This is a genomic window from Saccharopolyspora sp. 6V, from assembly GCF_020176785.1.
Taxonomy (GTDB): domain Bacteria; phylum Actinomycetota; class Actinomycetes; order Mycobacteriales; family Pseudonocardiaceae; genus Saccharopolyspora_C; species Saccharopolyspora_C gregorii.
Genome location: NZ_JAIUKB010000131.1, coordinates 1 through 15,550, shown reverse-complemented (window position 1 = coordinate 15,550; position 15,550 = coordinate 1). Strand labels below are relative to the sequence as shown.

At 70.8% G+C, this 15,550-nt stretch carries 23 protein-coding genes and 2 tRNA genes; 4 read left to right on the top strand and 21 right to left on the bottom strand.

Going from position 1 to position 15,550, the window contains the following annotated elements; genetic code table 11:
- Window positions 1-1,185: 1,185 nt before the first annotated feature.
- The 19 genes from LCD35_RS23510 to LCD35_RS23420 form a co-directional block, all read right to left on the bottom strand.
- On the bottom strand, window positions 1,186-1,419 hold the full coding sequence (locus LCD35_RS23510; RefSeq protein WP_225044872.1) for a hypothetical protein: 234 nt from the start codon (window positions 1,417-1,419) through the stop codon (window positions 1,186-1,188).
- Complete coding sequence (locus tag LCD35_RS23505) at window positions 1,416-1,667, bottom strand: hypothetical protein (RefSeq protein WP_225044870.1); 252 nt, start codon at window positions 1,665-1,667, stop codon at window positions 1,416-1,418. Before LCD35_RS23505 ends, LCD35_RS23510 begins: the two co-directional genes overlap by 4 nt.
- Window positions 1,664-2,323 carry a hypothetical protein gene (locus LCD35_RS23500; RefSeq protein ID WP_225044869.1) on the bottom strand — a complete coding sequence of 220 codons (660 nt, stop codon included), beginning with the start codon at window positions 2,321-2,323 and terminating at the stop codon, window positions 1,664-1,666. The genes LCD35_RS23505 and LCD35_RS23500 overlap by 4 nt, the downstream gene beginning before the upstream one ends.
- Window positions 2,320-2,727, bottom strand: coding sequence for a hypothetical protein (locus LCD35_RS23495; RefSeq protein WP_225044868.1), 408 nt, complete (start codon window positions 2,725-2,727; stop codon window positions 2,320-2,322). Before LCD35_RS23495 ends, LCD35_RS23500 begins: the two co-directional genes overlap by 4 nt.
- A complete protein-coding gene (locus LCD35_RS23490; protein ID WP_225044867.1) occupies window positions 2,724-2,966 on the bottom strand; it encodes a hypothetical protein in 243 nt (80 codons plus the stop codon). The genes LCD35_RS23495 and LCD35_RS23490 overlap by 4 nt, the downstream gene beginning before the upstream one ends.
- 71 nt (window positions 2,967-3,037) lie before the next feature.
- Window positions 3,038-3,108, bottom strand: a tRNA-OTHER gene (locus LCD35_RS23485).
- A 29-nt stretch (window positions 3,109-3,137) separates the two neighbouring features.
- Window positions 3,138-3,359 (bottom strand): helix-turn-helix domain-containing protein, encoded by a 222-nt coding sequence (locus LCD35_RS23480; protein ID WP_225044866.1) that lies wholly within the window; start codon window positions 3,357-3,359, stop codon window positions 3,138-3,140.
- Between the two features lie 157 nt (window positions 3,360-3,516).
- Window positions 3,517-3,966 (bottom strand): hypothetical protein, encoded by a 450-nt coding sequence (locus tag LCD35_RS23475; protein ID WP_225044865.1) that lies wholly within the window; start codon window positions 3,964-3,966, stop codon window positions 3,517-3,519.
- A gap of 99 nt (window positions 3,967-4,065) precedes the next feature.
- A complete protein-coding gene (locus LCD35_RS23470; protein ID WP_225044864.1) occupies window positions 4,066-4,599 on the bottom strand; it encodes a hypothetical protein in 534 nt (177 codons plus the stop codon).
- Window positions 4,596-5,588 carry a hypothetical protein gene (locus tag LCD35_RS23465; protein WP_225044863.1) on the bottom strand — a complete coding sequence of 331 codons (993 nt, stop codon included), beginning with the start codon at window positions 5,586-5,588 and terminating at the stop codon, window positions 4,596-4,598. The genes LCD35_RS23470 and LCD35_RS23465 overlap by 4 nt, the downstream gene beginning before the upstream one ends.
- Window positions 5,585-6,082 carry a hypothetical protein gene (locus tag LCD35_RS23460; protein ID WP_225044862.1) on the bottom strand — a complete coding sequence of 166 codons (498 nt, stop codon included), beginning with the start codon at window positions 6,080-6,082 and terminating at the stop codon, window positions 5,585-5,587. The genes LCD35_RS23465 and LCD35_RS23460 overlap by 4 nt, the downstream gene beginning before the upstream one ends.
- Window positions 6,083-6,138: 56 nt before the next feature.
- Entirely contained in the window at window positions 6,139-6,324 is a 186-nt protein-coding gene (locus tag LCD35_RS23455) for a hypothetical protein (protein ID WP_225044861.1), read from the bottom strand.
- A complete protein-coding gene (locus LCD35_RS23450) occupies window positions 6,321-6,680 on the bottom strand; it encodes a hypothetical protein (protein WP_225044860.1) in 360 nt (119 codons plus the stop codon). Before LCD35_RS23450 ends, LCD35_RS23455 begins: the two co-directional genes overlap by 4 nt.
- Window positions 6,677-7,060 (bottom strand): hypothetical protein, encoded by a 384-nt coding sequence (locus LCD35_RS23445; RefSeq protein ID WP_225044859.1) that lies wholly within the window; start codon window positions 7,058-7,060, stop codon window positions 6,677-6,679. The genes LCD35_RS23450 and LCD35_RS23445 overlap by 4 nt, the downstream gene beginning before the upstream one ends.
- Window positions 7,057-7,890 carry a recombinase RecT gene (locus LCD35_RS23440; protein WP_225044858.1) on the bottom strand — a complete coding sequence of 278 codons (834 nt, stop codon included), beginning with the start codon at window positions 7,888-7,890 and terminating at the stop codon, window positions 7,057-7,059. Before LCD35_RS23440 ends, LCD35_RS23445 begins: the two co-directional genes overlap by 4 nt.
- Entirely contained in the window at window positions 7,887-8,798 is a 912-nt protein-coding gene (locus LCD35_RS23435; RefSeq protein WP_225044857.1) for a YqaJ viral recombinase family protein, read from the bottom strand. The genes LCD35_RS23440 and LCD35_RS23435 overlap by 4 nt, the downstream gene beginning before the upstream one ends.
- Window positions 8,795-9,079, bottom strand: a complete 285-nt coding sequence (locus tag LCD35_RS23430) for a hypothetical protein (protein ID WP_225044856.1) — start codon at window positions 9,077-9,079, stop codon at window positions 8,795-8,797. The genes LCD35_RS23435 and LCD35_RS23430 overlap by 4 nt, the downstream gene beginning before the upstream one ends.
- Before the next feature lie 77 nt (window positions 9,080-9,156).
- A complete protein-coding gene (locus LCD35_RS23425) occupies window positions 9,157-9,387 on the bottom strand; it encodes a helix-turn-helix domain-containing protein (RefSeq protein WP_225044855.1) in 231 nt (76 codons plus the stop codon).
- The gene (locus LCD35_RS23420; RefSeq protein ID WP_225044854.1) at window positions 9,384-9,638 is read right to left on the bottom strand and encodes a helix-turn-helix transcriptional regulator; all 255 of its coding nucleotides are present in this window, start codon (window positions 9,636-9,638) and stop codon (window positions 9,384-9,386) included. Before LCD35_RS23420 ends, LCD35_RS23425 begins: the two co-directional genes overlap by 4 nt.
- A 205-nt stretch (window positions 9,639-9,843) precedes the next feature.
- Here LCD35_RS23420 and LCD35_RS23415 point away from each other — a divergent pair, with 205 nt between their 5' ends.
- The 3 genes from LCD35_RS23415 to LCD35_RS23405 all read left to right on the top strand — a co-directional run bounded on the left by LCD35_RS23415 (window position 9,844) and on the right by LCD35_RS23405 (window position 12,030).
- Window positions 9,844-10,212 carry a helix-turn-helix transcriptional regulator gene (locus LCD35_RS23415; protein WP_225044853.1) on the top strand — a complete coding sequence of 123 codons (369 nt, stop codon included), beginning with the start codon at window positions 9,844-9,846 and terminating at the stop codon, window positions 10,210-10,212.
- A 145-nt stretch (window positions 10,213-10,357) separates the two neighbouring features.
- Complete coding sequence (locus LCD35_RS23410) at window positions 10,358-10,612, top strand: hypothetical protein (protein WP_225044852.1); 255 nt, start codon at window positions 10,358-10,360, stop codon at window positions 10,610-10,612.
- Window positions 10,613-10,686: 74 nt separating this feature from the next.
- Window positions 10,687-12,030 carry a site-specific integrase gene (locus LCD35_RS23405; RefSeq protein WP_225044851.1) on the top strand — a complete coding sequence of 448 codons (1,344 nt, stop codon included), beginning with the start codon at window positions 10,687-10,689 and terminating at the stop codon, window positions 12,028-12,030.
- Window positions 12,031-12,036: 6 nt separating this feature from the next.
- Here the strand turns inward: LCD35_RS23405 and LCD35_RS23400 are convergent.
- Window positions 12,037-12,109 (bottom strand) — tRNA-Arg (locus LCD35_RS23400).
- 176 nt (window positions 12,110-12,285) lie between these two features.
- Here LCD35_RS23400 and LCD35_RS23395 point away from each other — a divergent pair.
- Window positions 12,286-14,316, top strand: a complete 2,031-nt coding sequence (locus LCD35_RS23395) for an AAA family ATPase (protein WP_224961113.1) — start codon at window positions 12,286-12,288, stop codon at window positions 14,314-14,316.
- Here the strand turns inward: LCD35_RS23395 and LCD35_RS23390 are convergent.
- On the bottom strand, window positions 14,313-15,464 hold the full coding sequence (locus LCD35_RS23390; protein WP_224961111.1) for a hypothetical protein: 1,152 nt from the start codon (window positions 15,462-15,464) through the stop codon (window positions 14,313-14,315). The genes LCD35_RS23395 and LCD35_RS23390 overlap by 4 nt on opposite strands.
- Window positions 15,465-15,550: the final 86 nt, after the last annotated feature.

The window sequence follows — 15,550 nt, the reverse complement described above, 5'->3', positions numbered from 1 at the left end:
GGGGGGTTTGGTTATGTAATCCAACCAGTTCCCCCCGGGGGGGGGGGCGGGCGGCGCCCCCCCCCCCCCCCCCCGGGCCCCGGGGGGGCCCCCCGCCCCCGCCCCCCCCCCCCCCCCCCGGAGAGGTGCCGTTCGTCCTGAGCGGGCACGTGGTCGAGGTTCGCGGTTTCGATGCCCTGCACGGTGGTCGCCGTGAACCGGTACTCCGGCGAGTCGAGCCGATCGAGGACGTGTTCAGCGCGGCCGTAGAGGCGGGCGACGATGTCGGCCCGACGGGCGCGGTTGTCGCGGGTCTTGGCTTCGGTGGCGGCGGCGGTCCGGGACCGGTCGAAGCTCAGACCGAGATCGGCGGCGATCTTCGACACGGTCGACGGGGAGCGGCCGAGGTCCTTCGCGATGGCGTTCCGCGTCGCTGCCTTGCGGTGCAGAGCGCGCACGCGGTCGCGCTCGGCGTCGGTGATCGGGCGGGCGGCCATCGGAACACCTCCCGCGGATCACTCCGTGGTTCGAAGCGCCGGTGCATCACAGGTTGCGCTAGCAGATGGTCAACGGAGGATGCCGCAGGGTGTAGAGCTGAAGACGATGGTCCGCCGTCAACAAATGGCAACGGGTCGTCAATTGATGGCGACGAGCTGTCAACAAATGGAGGCATCATTGCAGGTGAAAGGGGGTGCTGATCACTGCTGTTCGATCAAGCGCTACGCTTCCGATCACCTGCCCGGACCGAGTACGGGAAGGGGGTGAACGCACGTGTTCCAGCATGGTTGTTGCTGCGATGAGTGGCACAAGACGGTGCGGATCGTGGTCTACGTGATCGCGAGCCTGGTTCACGGGCTGGCGCTGGCCAGCACGACGTTGCCGTACTGACCAGCACCGCACTCCAAGGACGGGGCGGCGGTCGGACGGCGCACTGAGGGGCCCACCTCATTGCGTGCGGTCCGGCTGCCGTTCCGTCGGGTCGTCAAGATCGAAATTCATCACTTGACTTGCGGACGAGGCTACCGCGTTTACGTTTTCACGCGACAGCTGCGGTCGGGATTGCGCAGGTGGCAGGCAAAGGTCCGTCGCCACGTCGGTTCGGTGTGTGGTGTGCGCGTGCGGCCTCGTGCCTGCCTCGGACGCAAGAAACCCCCGGCCGGTTCGGCTCGGGGGTTCTGGGCACAGCGGTGCCCGCTGAAAGGTGATCTAAGCGGCGGCGGCCGCCGGTGTCAACTTCGGATGTTGCTTGCGCTGGGGTTTCGTGGCCAGGATCACCGCGCACTGCTGGGCGTCGTAGAGCGGTCGGCCCGTCCGGTCGCGGTCGGCGACGGGGCAGGTGCCGCGGATGGTGTTCACCGAGCGGCCGGTGAGCCGGGCGAGGCTGGCGCGGTCCACCAGGGCGCGGCCGTCGGCGAAGCGGACGATCGGCGGGCGGCTCACTGCGTCCCCCTCTTCCGGCCTTCGAGCGCCGGCGTGTTTCGTCCGATCTTGCTCCGGTCGGTACGAGTCGCCGTCGCGCGGATGCGGTCCGGCACGTGCACTTCGAGGTAGCGGCGGACGCCGAAGCCGGACCTGTTCGGGTAGTCGCGGTCTCTGCCCGCGACTTCGAGCCCGCTCGCAGCGATGGCGGCTTGGATGGCGTCGAGCTCGGCTGGGTCGTCGGCCATGATGCGGAGCTTCGCGGTCATGCGGCCCCCTTCGTGGTGTCGAGCTGCTGTCCGAGGTTGAGCAGGGCGAGCCCGTCGTAGGTGGCGCCGCAGTCGCCGCACCGGACGGCGATGGTGTCGGTGTCGCCGACCGGCCACAGCGGCCCGGCGCAGTCGGGGCAGGGCGCGAGCGGCCGCGGCGGTGCGTCGCCTGCGAGGCGCCGGGCGGTGGCGTGCAGCTCGTGGAGGTCGTCGGCGAGTTCGTCGATCCACTGCCGTCCGGCGCACCATGCGATGCGACCGCGCAGGTAGCGGGTTTCGGTGGTGACGGTGGGCCGGTGGGTGGCGCGGACGTCGCCGGTCTCTTCGACGACCCAGCGGGCGAGCTGATCGAGTCCGCCGAGGATGGAGCGCACGTCGCCGTCGGTGTCGTCGTCGCCGAGGGCGTGGGAGACCGTGCGGGGGTCCATCGCGGCGATGACGTCGAGCCGGGCGGGCGGGCGCGACCCGAAGCCGGATGCTCGGCGAGTTCCGCCGGTGCCGCCGCGTCCGGGCTCGGCGGTGAGAACGGCCGCGTAGTCCTCGATCTCCCGCAGCTGGCGGCGCATGGTTTCGGCGCAGGCCGAGCAGCACCAGGGCGACAGGTCCGCAGGGTTGCGGCATCCGCGGATGGTGCAGGGCACGGCGTGATCGGTCATCGTGCGTGGTCCTCCGTGGTCGCGGGGCGTTGCCCGGTGAGCAGCGCGACCAGGTCGGCGACGGTGCAGGTCACCCACTGCTGGCCGGGGTCACTCACCCCGTGTCTCTTGTGGACGATCAGGGCGGCGACGGCGTCGTCGTTGCCACGCTCGATCTCGGCTTCGGCGGCCCATCCGGCGAGCTGCGGGCGGGCGGTGTTCTTCAGCTCGGCGACGACCCGGCCGCCACGAAGCGCGGGGGACAGGCGGATGCCGCCGAGGTCGCCGCGATCGGCGGCGCCGGTCTTGACCCGCCGGTCGATCCGGTCGTCGACGTGCTCGGAGAGGTAGTCGGCGATCGAACGTTCGAAGCGGGAGCCCGCCGCTCGTGCGGAGCAGCGGGAGCGCGGGCGGGCGGCGGTCACTCGCTGGTCCGGCCGGTAGCGGTCCATCGGTCGATCGCGTCGCACACGGCTGCGACGCGGGCGGTGCCCATGCCGGTGATCTCGGCGAGCGCGGATTCGTCGGGGTTCTCGTAGTGCGCTTCGACGAGGTCGGCGATCTGCTCGATGGTGACGTACCCGGCGCGGCGGAGGGGCGCGGTCTGGTGGAACGTCAGGCCGTGGGGCTCGCGATGCAGAACGGTGACGGGGGTGTCGGTCATCGGTGGGTTCCTCTCGTGTGCGCGCGGAGCCGGTCGCGTCCGGTCGGCGGCGTGGCGGCGATGTGTGGGCGTGCGCGCACCGGGATTTGAACCCGGAACCTTCCCTCGCGAGCGGGGGCTCTGCCTGTTGAGCTATGCGCGCTGGTGCGGGGCCGAAGCCCCGCGGGGTGCCTATGGCGCGAGTTCGTTCTTCCATTGCCGGTAGGTCGGCCCGTTGAGCCCGAGCGCCGCGGCGATTTGTGCGCCGGGGTCGCCGCGGCGGTGCATGGCGACGAACAGGGCGCGGCGTTCGGCGATGGTGAGCGGTCGTCCGACGTCCCGGCCGGTGAGCGCGCGCTCGATGGCGACGTCGTCGCGCCAGTGGTCGGTGATGTCGCGGGCGATGGTGGTCATCGGGTCACCACCAGCGGGGGCAGGCCGATGCACGGCGCGGTGCGGACTTCGTGAATGACTCGGCCGGTGGCGGTGACGCCGTGGGCGGGCCGGGTGCAGATGGCGCATGGGGTTCCGTGCAGGGGGATCACGACGGGCTCGACAGCGGGGTGCAGCGTCACTTGGTCACCTCCGCGGGCTGCTGTTCGAGTTCGTGCGCGATGCGGCCGAGGTGGTAGGGCAGCAGCCCGAGCGGGCCGGGGTGGTCGGCGACCAGGTTGCCGATGATGGGGAGTGCGACGGCGAGGGAGCTGCCGAGCTGTCCGGGGACGGCGGTGCGGATGTTCGGTGCCGCGGTGCGCACTCGCTCGCCGAGGCCGCGGCGGGCGTCGCGTTCGTCGTCGGTGAGGTCGGTCGCGGCGGGGATGGCCGGCGTGGTGGCCGGCGGTTCGGCGAGGACGGGCACGACGCGGTCGAGGGTGAGCGCGACCGATACGGGGATGGTGCCGGTGTGCCGTGCCCGGTCGAGGGTGAGCAGCAGTTCGGATAGGGCGCCGCGGTGGGCGCCGGTGAGGGGCTGGTCGCTGTCGAGGTGGCGCACGGCGGCGCCGATGTTCTGCCGGTGCATTCGATCTCCAGTTGTTCAGGTGGTGGTGGTCGGTCTGTGTGCGGCCGAGCCTAGCGCATTGCTTGCACGCAAACAATTCCGTCCCGCGGGTGGGAATATTCAGGCGTGAGAAACGCTCTGGGCTGCTTCGATGCGGCTCGGGTGTGAGGGGTGGCGGGTCATGGGGTGGCCGTTGTAGCCGGTGCAGCGCACCCACGGGCGGGCCTTGCAGTGCGGGCACGGGACGGCGAGGTGGACGCGGCGTGCGGCGGCGTCGGCCTCGGCGACGTCTGGGTCTTCACCGGTGCGCTCGGCATGCAGCCGGGCGTACCGTTCGGCGAGGGACACGACGGGTGCCGGGGCGGCGGCGATGGCGGCGCGCTGTTCGGCGAGCGCTTCGTGATGGCGGCGTTCGGCGGCGGCCTTGCGGGGGTCGCGGTAGTGGCCGACGACGTCGGCCGGGGTGATGGTGCGCCGGGTCTCCCGGTAGGTGGGGCTGCGGTAGTAGTCCCGGACGGCGGCGCGTCCGTGGTCGGCGGGGATGTCGTCGAGCATCGCGACCCACATGTCGAGCACGACGGCGGAGGGGGCGGGGATGGTCGGGTCGATGGCGGCGGCGGCGCCGAGGATCGTTTGCACGTCGTGGCGGTTCACGCGGCACCTCCGGGTAGCGCGGTGAGGGTCGGGGGCTGCTGGCCGAGGTCGGGATCGAGCCATCCGGCGACCTTGTCGCCGCGCGCCGAACGCGGGGCGGGGGTCGACTCGTCGAAGTCGAGCCATCCGGCGACCTTGTCGGCGCGGGTGGCCGGTGCGCCGGTGGTGGTGGCGCGGGAGCGCTTCACCGCGTCGTCGTAGAGCCACGTGAGGGCGTTCGGGCTGTGGACGTCGGCGCGGGCGTCCCACTGGTCGAGGGCGGCCCGGATGAGCGTGGGCTCGGCCCCGTCGCGAAGCAGCCCGTCGGCCACTTTGGACAGTGCCCGGATCACCTGCGGCCGGTACCGGGTGGCGTCGGTGTGGTCGAGCCGCCAGGCGTCGACGACGGCGCGGGCGGTCGGCGTCACCGCCGACGCGGACAGCTCGGCGAGCGTCGTTGTGCCTCGCGTGCGCCCGTGCCCGCGCGCTGCTGCTGTACTTCCTTTAGGAAGTACAGGGGTGGGGAGGGGAGGGGCAGGCGTACTAACGCCGTTACATGGTTCGTTGACCTGCTGTTCTTTCTCTGATCGCGGATTTTTTTCGAGGCGATTCGCTTGCGATTCGTGTTCGGTTTCGCTCCGCTTTTCGCCCGAAACCGTGCCGGAACCGCTCCGGCCGGCCGCCTTCGCGCGGTGCTTGGCGACCCGCTCGCGGGTGCGCTCGCGCTCGGTTTCGACCTGCGCGCGGGTCTTCTGGTAGGCGCTCCACTCGTGGAACTGGTAACCCTTCTCCCCGTCACGCTCGACGGCCGTCCACAGCCCTGCGGCGCACAACTTCTCGGCCTGTCGGGCGGTGCCGTAGCGGCGGGCGACCTCGGCGGGCACCCACCCGTCGGTGAGGTAGTCGGCGCACCAGGCACCGCACAGCGCCCATAACCCGAGCGCGGCGGTACCGGCCTTGCGTGCCTTCGGGTGGTCGTGCAAGCGGTCGTCCACGTAGAACCAGCTCACGCGGCGGCCTCCACAGCCGCGGCGCGACGCGCGACGGTCAACCAGTGGCGGAGCCGGGTCGGGTCTGCGGCGTGGTGCCGGTCGGCGATCTCGGCGTCGGTGCGGCCCCGGTCGACTTCGATTCGGATCACCCGGCGGGCTTCGTGCTCGGCGAGCGCGTGGATGGGGAGTCGCCCGGCGAGGCAGTGCTCAACCAGGGCGGGCCGGGCGAGCGGAACCGGTGCGGGGTGCAGGTCGGCGGCGCCGCCGTCGAGCGCGGCGCACCAGGCGAGTAGTTCGCCCGCGGTGCGGGTCGGGTCGACCATCGCGGCCAGGGTCACGGCGAGCGCGGCGGCCGGGTCGACACCGGGAGGCGCAGGCAGCGCGCGGGCATCGGTGAGTACGCGGTCGCGTTCGTCGGGTCCGTCGTCGTGGACGGCGCCGACCAGGCGGGCGGCGATGGTGGCCAGCGATGCCGCGTACCGCTGCATCGTCGGCGTTGTCGGGTTGTGCATGGGGGTCCTGTCGGACGGGCGGGGCGCGTCCGGTGTGGACGCGCCCCGCGTGGGGATCAGTAGGTGGAGCTGGACAGGTGCCAGCCGCGGCAGTTGTGGCAGCGGTACGTCCGCGCCTCGCGGCGCCGCTGGTTGCCGCGCAAGGCGGCCCCGATGCGGCAGTCGAGAAGGGCGGTTTCGGCTTCGTCGCGCGTCGGGTAGCGGACCTTCGGGCCGTGGCTGCATCGCTCGGTGGTGATCACGGCTCGACCTCCGCCGCGCTGCGCGCGATCCACACCCGGTTGCGGCTCGCGCGTCGGGTTCGGCGGGCGCTGCGGTACTGGTTCGCGGTGGCCACGATCGCGATGCGGTCCGGCGCGGCCGGGTGCGCGGCGACGCCGATCACGCTCGGCAGGACGTTGCACCCGGCGCCGTCTTCTTCGCCTGCCAACCGGCGGACGTCTTCGGCGGTGAACGGGGCGCGGCGGGCGACCAGTTCGGCGAGCGCGTCCTCACACCGGGCGCGGTAGTCGCGGTGTCCGGCGGTGGCCGCCGCGAGCGCGGCGGTCTGCCCCTGGTGCCGGTCGGCGAAGCCGAGCGCGAGCTGTGCGGCGGTCATGACTGCACCCCGCCGATGGCCTTCCGGATCGCTCGAAGGTCGCGCTCGGCTGCCTTCGCCCGGCGCTTCCACTCGTCCCGTTCGGCGGCCACCCGGTCGTACTCGGCGAGCCGGGCCACCAGGGCGGCGACCGGGTCGTCATCCCCCGTCGGTGTCGTGGGGCGAGCCTTGTGCACGTTGAGGTGCGGCCGAATGCTCAGCACGTTTTCGCTGGTGTACTCGCAATGCGCGCAGCCGTAGACGGTGCGGCCGTCGGCAAGGCACAGCGTCCGAGTCTGTTGCCAGAAGATCGGCTTCCCGGCCTTGTCCCGCATCGGCGCGAGCGTGGGCTCATCGGTGATGACCGGGACGCTGTCGATGGTGCGCAGGGCGCTGTTCACTGCTGGCCCCCGTCCTCGACGACCTCGCCGTCGATCGCGTCGTCGTCGACTTCGACCGCGCCGGTGATGTCGAGCGGGTCCGGCTCGACATCGGCGGCGGTGAGGCTGGGCCGGTCGGCGCGTTCGGCGGTGCCCTGCACGATGCGTCGATCCTCGGTCGAAGTGGGAACCCACTTCGACAGGCGGCGCGCGGCCGTCTTCAACCACATGGCCTCTTCGTTCGTCTTCCACGGCGAGTAGGCCGAATCCGCGCCCTGGGCGGATTCCTTGGCCTTCGCGACGTGATCGCGGCCGAGCACGACCACCTTGGACGTAGAGCCGTTGGTCATCTCCGCGTACGCGTAGACGCCTTTCAACGCTCCGCGGGTCTCGACGCCACCGAACCAATCGGCGTCGTGCTCGGGCTTCGTCATGCGGCCCGGCGCCCACCTGAAGGCGTCCTTGTCGCGGACCACTTCGACCACGACCGACGCGACCGCACCGGACCGGTACATCAGCTCGATCAGGCCTTGATAGCCGACGATGCCGAGGACTTCCGGGCGTCCCTTGACCCGGCGCGGGGTCAGGTAGAACTGCTCAGTCCCCGGTTCCAGGCCGAGCCGGGCGGACTCCATCAGCGCGACCATGAGCGAGGCGGGGGAGGCGTTCGCCGCTTCCAACAGCTTCGGGTCACGGCGGACGGTGCCCTGCGCGATGCGCACCCACGTGTCGGCCCGCATGTGCGAGGGCATCACCTGAGCGAGTTCGGCGCGGTTGTTGCCGATCAGCTTCGACGGGGTCGGCTTGTCGTCCTGGCGAGCGACGGCGGTCCCGATGGTCTGTGCGGTCATGCTGCGGCCTCGATTCGGCTCGGGGTCTTAACGGGGGAAGCGGTGACGCTCGGGAGCGCGCCCTTGCGTGCGGCCTTGCGGATGGCGATCGACTCGGTGCCGCACTTCGCGCGGCGGGCGGTGCCCATGACGTCCGCGAGCTGCGCGGCGGCCTTGCGCTTGGCGTCTTCGGCGGCCTTGTGGGCGGCGACGGCGGCTCGGTAGTCGGCGGCCTGCTCCGCGGTGATCTCGACCTCGCGGTCGTCGATGTCCGGGTGCCACTCGCGGATCACCTGGTAGGTCTCGCCGTGCTCGTCGATCGACGGGCGCTCACCCTGCTCGACGGTGCGCATGAACTCCGCGCCCGCCTGCCGCAGGATCTCGACCTCATCGGCGTTCCAGGTCACGACGTACTCGCGGTAGTCCACCCCGCCGATCAGCACGGCGACGCGAGCACACGACAGGCCGAGCACGTCGAGGTACCAGAGCACCTGGGCGCGGTAGTAGACCGGGATCTCGTCGGTGCCGGGCTCGCCCCACCCGTCCGAGCTGCGGGCGGTCTTGATCTCCAGGACTTCGCGGCCGTCCGGGCCGGTGATGATCCGGTCCGGGTTGGCGATCTGCCAGGTGCGCGCCCGGCTGCGGAAGGTTCCGGCGCGGCGAACGCGGTACTCCGGGTGCCGGTCGGTGAACATCGCGACCACCGCCGGTTCGAGGTAGCGCCCGGCGCGCATCTCGTCGTTGTCCGGCTGCGGTGCGGCTTCGCCGCGCTTGCGGTGCCACAGGCTGAACCGGGACTCGTACGGGGACAGGCCGAGGACGGCGGCGATCTCCGACCCGCCGAGCCCGTTCCGGCGAACGTCGTGCCAGGCGTCCGAGCCGGTTGGGAAGGTGCCGACGTACTCGGCGGCGGATCGAGTGCGGGTCATGGGGTGGGGCTCCCGGTGTGGAGGGTGGCGCGGACGGTGGAACCGGTTAGGGCGTCGTCGAGCGCCCACCTGAGCGGTGACTCGACGCAGGCCAGGCAGGACGCGGACCAGCCGTCGGACATGACGTCGGGGCGGGGCAGCCACTCGACGACCAGCACGCACGGCGTGTTCTCGATCTGGCACCAGGTGCATTGCCCGAACGGCGGTTCGTCGGTCTCCTCGGTGATCACGTCCGGGTCGGCGAGCAGAGGCGACGGGGGAAGCGGGTACGTTGTAGTCACTGGCGGTCTCCGTGGTGGGAGGCTGTCGGTCTGTGTGCCCCCGTCGCCCTCGTGGCGGCGGGGGTTTTTCGTTGCGGTCATGCGATGCGGCGCCGAAGTGGGGACACCGCGGAGCAACCGCAGGCGTGGCGGCCGTCGGTGCCGGTGATCCAGGCGTCGACAGCGGCCGGGCGGAGGCGCCACGGCCCGCCGCGGCGGGCTTGGTGCCCGTGAAGCTCGCCGGACTCCAGGGCGCGGCGGACGGTGACGACGTGGCGGGCTGCGTGCTCGGCGGCCTGAACGGCGGTGAGCCAGGCGGGCGCGGTCATGCGGCGGCCTGATGGCGGGGCCGGGACCGGTCGCAGTCGACGACCGCGACCAGGTCGGCCAGGGCACGCGGGCCGAACACATCGATCAGCCCGGCGATCACGGCCGGGCCGGGCGCGGTGCGACCGCTGAGCACGCGGGACACCGTCGATGGGGACACGCCCATGCGGGCGGCGAGTGCGTGATCCGAGAGACGGGCCGCGCGCTGACGGTCGTGCAGCTCGGCGTAACGGAGCGCGAGAGTTCGGGGCATCGAGGCCGTTCCTTCCGTAGGTGGGAATATCTCCCACGGATGGAACGCTAATGGTGGTGTTGACGGCCTTGCAAGTCACCTTTGGGTAACGCTATGTATCAGCAGTTCAGGGGAACGTCGCTCGATTGGACCTGTTGCACTCATGCAACAGTGGGAGTTTCATCCACCGGTGCCGGGCGAGCTTGTCCCTTGCGTGGAAGCAAGTATGATCACGCTCATGGCAACGACTCCCCGCGTTGAGCCACAAGATCCCCCACCCTTCGGTCGATGGCTCGCCTCGCAGCTCGACCGGCGCGGCTGGACTCAGGCGGACCTAGCCCGCGAGAGCGGCCTAGGCCCTTCGGTGATCAGCCGCTACATGGCCGGCCAGTCCGCGCCTGCCATCGATAACGCGCGAACCCTGGCGAACACGCTCGGGGTGCCGCTGCTTGCTGTCCTCGTCGAGGGCGGGCAGCTCACGGCCGAGGAAGCGCAGGCGCGCCCCGAGGTCTCGGCGGCCGACGACCTGCCCGACGCTGAGATCGCGCGACAGGTCGCGCGACGACTCGGCGTTTCCCTTGACTCCACAACATGATCACTTAGTGTGACCAAGGCGAAATGTCTTCCCGTAACAAGCCCGAAAGACGTTCGTAAATCACCCGATTGGCTCATCAATGCAGGGCTGACGGTGTGCTTGCGCTGTGCACAATGGACCCAGAGTTACGCCACTGGGAGGAACAGTGCACACGGATGGACCCGGCGAGCCGGGAAAAAGATCACTCTCCGCTGAACGCGTCATCATCGACGGACCGCTCTCGCGGACCGGTGATCACCTCCGCATCGCCATCGGCGACGGCTACATCGTCGCCGGGCCGTACAACCAAGATCCAGTCGAGATGGACCCGGACGAAGCAGTCCGCATCGGCCGGGCGCTCGTCGACGCGGGTAACGAAGCGGCGAGCCGCATCGGGCGCCCCGGGGGCGTGCACGACTGACGGGCACGCTAGATCTGCGCCCGACTGATCGACGGGCGCATTTTTTGCACAACCGAAAAGAGGAGCATTGCGAAATGGGATGGTCCGAAAAACTACCGAGCGGGCGATTTCGTGCCGCGTATCGGGACAGGCGTGGTGGGCAACGCTACCTGCCGGGTACCTATTCGAGTCAAGCTGAAGCAAAGCGGGCCGCTGCTGCGAAAGAGGCAAGTATTCGGCGAGCGGGCTCAACCGGGGCGCGGGCGGGGAAAATCCACTGGGGGAAGTGGTGTGATGAATGGATGGCGGGACGCGCAATTGAGCCGTCCACTCGCAAGCGCAACGAGTCGGTGATACGACAATACCTAATGCCCCATTGGGAAGGAGTTCCACTTGAGAATATCGACCGAGACGCGGTCTTGGAGTGGGTAAAAGATCTCAAAAAAGAGACGATAGGCGTTCGCGCTGAGACTGGCGAGAAGGAGTCTCGTCTGCTTGCTCCGCGTACTGTGATGAAGATTTTTAACGTTTTTTCCTCAAGCATGAAAGGGGCTGTGGTTGCACAAAGAATAGATGCATCGCCTTGTGTCGGTGTCGCCTTGGAAAAGCCTGGCGCTGACGATGAATACTTCATGGAGCGCGAAGAGGTAGACCGATTGATCGAGAGCTCGCGCGGCGATCTGCTGAAAATGATCATCCGGTTCGGAGTAGGGACTGGATTGCGATGGGGTGAAATTGCTGGAATCCATCGCGCGCGCGTAAGCATTCGGCATCAGCGCATTATCGTCCAGGAGGTCTACGACAAAGACAACGGCGAGATTAAGCCATATCCGAAAGGAAAGAAGCGGCGAGGAATCCCCATTACTGCTGAACTGGCCGCCGAGCTTGACAAGTGGATGCAGGATCATCCGGCACTCCCGTGTCGCGCAGTGCATCGCGACGGCACACGGTGTCGCGGCGCCCTCCTGTTTCCTAGCCGGGCCGGTACACCGTTGAACTACGGAAACGTGCGACGACGACTGTGGGATCAGGCGGTTGTAGCTGCCGGTATCGAGGGGGCGACGCCTCACGACATGCGGCACACCTACGCATCCTGGCTGATCCAGGAGGGTGCGGGGATCGAGACCGTATCGGCCTTGCTCGGGCACGCTTCGATCGAGACGACGCAGCGCTACGCGCATCTCGCAGAAACGCAGTGGGGACGAGTGCGGGGGATTCTCGACCCGAGCACGGCGCCCACTGGGCTGTCTGAGGATGCGATCCGGGCCGCCGTGGCGCAGCTCGCCGAGGCGCATCCGGGACGGTGGGCTGCGGTCGCCGAAGCGCTTACCGGAGCAGGTACGGAAGAAGTTGCTCCATATCTGCTCCATCCGGAACCGTCCTCATCGGACGGAAAGATCATCGCTGTGGACTTCCGGCGCAGGTCAACGGGTAGTTGATCAGAGCGCCCCCGGCAGGATTCGAACCTGCGACACCGGCTTTAGGAGAGCCGTGCTCTATCCCCTGAGCTACGGGGGCGTGGTCGACGTGTCGACGGTCGAAGGGTACCGGCCGAGGTGCGGCGGGGGACAGCAGGGCCGGGCCGGAACGGGATCTGCGGGGCGTGGCGGTCGCGTATGGTGAGGAGATCGTCACTGGAAAGCGATACCGGCGCTGCCGGTGCGGTCTGGGCCGGTGCGGTCCGGGGGAGTGGGATGGGCAACGAGAACCGCGGCGATGTCGAGCAGCTCGTCCAGGCCGGGTCGATCGGGCAGGTGCACTTCCACCAGCGGGTTCCGGTGGCGTTGCGCGCCGAGGAGCTGCAGCCGGGGCAGGCCGGTTTCGTGGACCGGGAGGCCGAGCGCGCCGAGCTGGACGCCGCGGTGGCGCGCAGCGGGGAATACCCGGCCTGCGTGCTGGTCAGCGGCCCGCGCGGCTCCGGCAAGACGGCGTTGGTGCGGCAGTGGATGCACGAGTCGCCGCTGCGGTTCCGGCACCGGATCTACCTGGACCTGCGTGATCGGGACGCCACGAAGCTGGACGTGATCTCGCACTGCCTGCACGCGTTCGGGCTCGACGTGCCCGCCTCCGCCGACGCGGCCGAAGGGCTGTTCCGCAGCTTCACCAGGGAGCACGACGTGGCCCTGGTGCTGGACGACGTCGCGAATCCGCGGGACTTCCTGCCGCTGGTGCCGTCCTCGCCGGGCGGGCTGCTGGTGCTCATCGCGTGGCGGCAGCGGCCCGAGCTCGCCGTGGACGGCGTGGTGCCGCTCGGGTTGCGGCGGCTCGACGCCGAGCCGGGGGTGGCGTTGCTGCGCACCGGCGCGGGCGCTCGGGTGGACGCGGAACCGGAGCAGGCACGGCGGATCGTGGAGCTGTGCGGCGGGTTGCCGATCGCGATCCGGATCACCGCGGGGTGGCTGGCGAAGTGGCCGACGCGGAAGCTGGCGCGGATCGTGGCCCACCTGGAAGGCGACGGGCGGCTGGAGAAGTTCGTCGAGGACGGCGTGCCGGTGGTGCTGCGGCACTTCGACGAGGTCCTCGCCGAACTCCCCACCGAGCAGCGCGCGCTGCACCGGCTGCTCGGGCACGTCCCGGGGCCGACGTTCGCCGCCGACGCCGTCGCGGCGCTCGCGGAGCTCTCCACCGACGACGCCGAGGACCTGCTCGCCGAACTGCACGAGGCGAACCTGCTGGAGCGCACCGACCAGGACGAATACCGGTTTCACGACCTGGTCCGGCTGCACGCCGAACGGCTGCACGCCGCGGACGACGGCGCGCTGCGGCGGCTCGTGGACTGGTACCGGGTGCGCGGCGCCCACGCGGACCGCGCGGTGCTGGAGCCGCAGCGGCTGCGGGTCGGGCAGGACGACGCGCTGCTCACCGGGCCGAACCCGTTCACCGACGGCACCGCGCGGGAATGGCTGGACCGGGAGCGGGTGAACCTCGTGCACGTGCTGGCCGCCGCGCACGAGCAGGGCTGGGACCGCGCGGTCATCTCGCTCTGCGACGGTCCGCTGTGGACGGTGCACCAGCAGCACAAGCACTACGCGGACGTGGTTCCCGCGCTGGACCTGGGCATCGGCTCGGCGCAGCGGTGCGGTGACCTGGTCGCCGAATCGCGGCTGCGGACCCTGCGCACGCAGCTGCTGCTGGAGCTGCGCGAGTTCGACGCGGCGCTGGAATCCGGGGAGCGGGCGCGGGAGCTCGCCGAGCGGGCCGGGCACCGGCGGGTCCTCGCCTCCGCGCTGGAGTTCCTCGGCAAGGTGCGGACCGCGCTCGGCGACTGGGATGCGGCGCTGGAACTCCTCGGGCGGTCCAGGGAGATCAACCTGGAACTCGGCAAACCCCGCGCCGCCGCGCTGCAGGAATACCTGCTGGCGCGGGCGCTCGTCGGGCGCGGTGAACCGGCCGCGGCGCTGGAGGTGCTGGCCGCGGCGCGGCACCGGCTCCGGGACTTCCCGAACGACCGGCGCACCCCGGACCGCATCCGCGTGGTGGCCGCCCGCGCGCACCAGGCCCTCGGCCGCCACGCCGCGGCCGTCGAGGAGCTCCGCGCCGCGGAGGCGGCCATCCGCGCCCGCGGCGGTGGCCACGACCTCGTCGAACCGCTCGAACTGCTCGCGGAATCCGCGCGGCACGACGGGAACGAAGCCGCGGCACGCGCGGCCCTGGCCGAAGCCGCGGAGCTGCTGGAGACCGCGGGCCACCCGGACGCCGCCCGGCTGCGCGCGCTGCTGGACTAGTCCGGGAGCGGGACGAACGGGTCCACCGGTTCGGGAACCGCGGGGAACGCGGGTTCCGGCAGCCCCAGCTGGGCGTAGAGCACCGCGCGGAGCCGCGACACCGCCTCGACCGGAGGCAGGAACGCCCGCGCAGCCAGGAGTTCGTGCTCCGGGACCGGTTCCGCCGCCGCCACCTCGGACGCCGACGACAGGTGCCGCGCCCGCGCGCCCAGTTCCGCGATCGGCGTACCCGGGGCCAGCTCGTCGGCGCCGAAACCGGCTAGCAGCAGGGGTTTTCCCAACGCCGCCGCGTACAGCGCCAGCGAACCGTGGTCCGCCACCACCACGTCCGCGGCGACCAGCACCGCCCGCCAACCCCGGTGCGGCGGCACCAGCAGCAGACCCGCCCGCCGGGCCGCGCGGGTCCACCGGCCCAGCTGCCAGGCGCTGTGCCTCGCCCAGACGTTCGGGTGCAGCACGAGCGCCACCTGCGCGTCCGGGTGCGCCGTCGTCAGCTCGGCCGCCAGCTCCGGGTGGCGCGCGAACAGCGAACCCGGTCCCCACGTGGAACTCACCAGCACCAACCGCCGGTCGCCGACGCCCAGCTCGGCGCGGTACCGCTCCCGCATCGGCAGGCTCGCGCGCAACCGGGCGAAGCACGGATCGCCCACCACCGCGGCGCGTTCAGCCGCGGGCGGGCACGACTCGCGCAGCAGCTCCAGCTGGTTCCGGTGCGACAGCGCCAGGACCGACGGCACGACGCGTCCACTGTGGAGCAACTGCTCGGCGGACAGCCCGGAGATGTCCGCCGCCACACCGGAATCCGTCGGGCGCAGCTTGTGGTAGCCCGCGCCGTGCGGCAGCGTCACCACCGGGACGTCCAGCTCGTGCAGGGCGCCGTTGCTGCTCGGCGACACCGCCAGGTCGACGTGCTCCCGCGTCGCGGACTCCCACGGCAGCGAGCGCATCCCCGCCGCGTCCAGGAAACCGCGCAGGTCCGCGCCGAACTCCGAGCCCTCGGCGACCGCGAACCGCGCCTCCACCCGGAAGTCGTCGGCGAGCACGGCGAAGACGTCCTGCAACCGGTCCAGCGCGGTCAGCGTGCGGACGACGCCCAGCACGCGGCGGCGGACCGGGACCGTGGACCAGCGGTCCGCGCGCTCAGCCACGACGTCACCGGGCTTCCGGGCTTCCGGGCTTCCGGGCTTCCGGGCTTCCGGGCTTCCGGGCTTCCGGGCTTCCGGGCTTCCGGGCT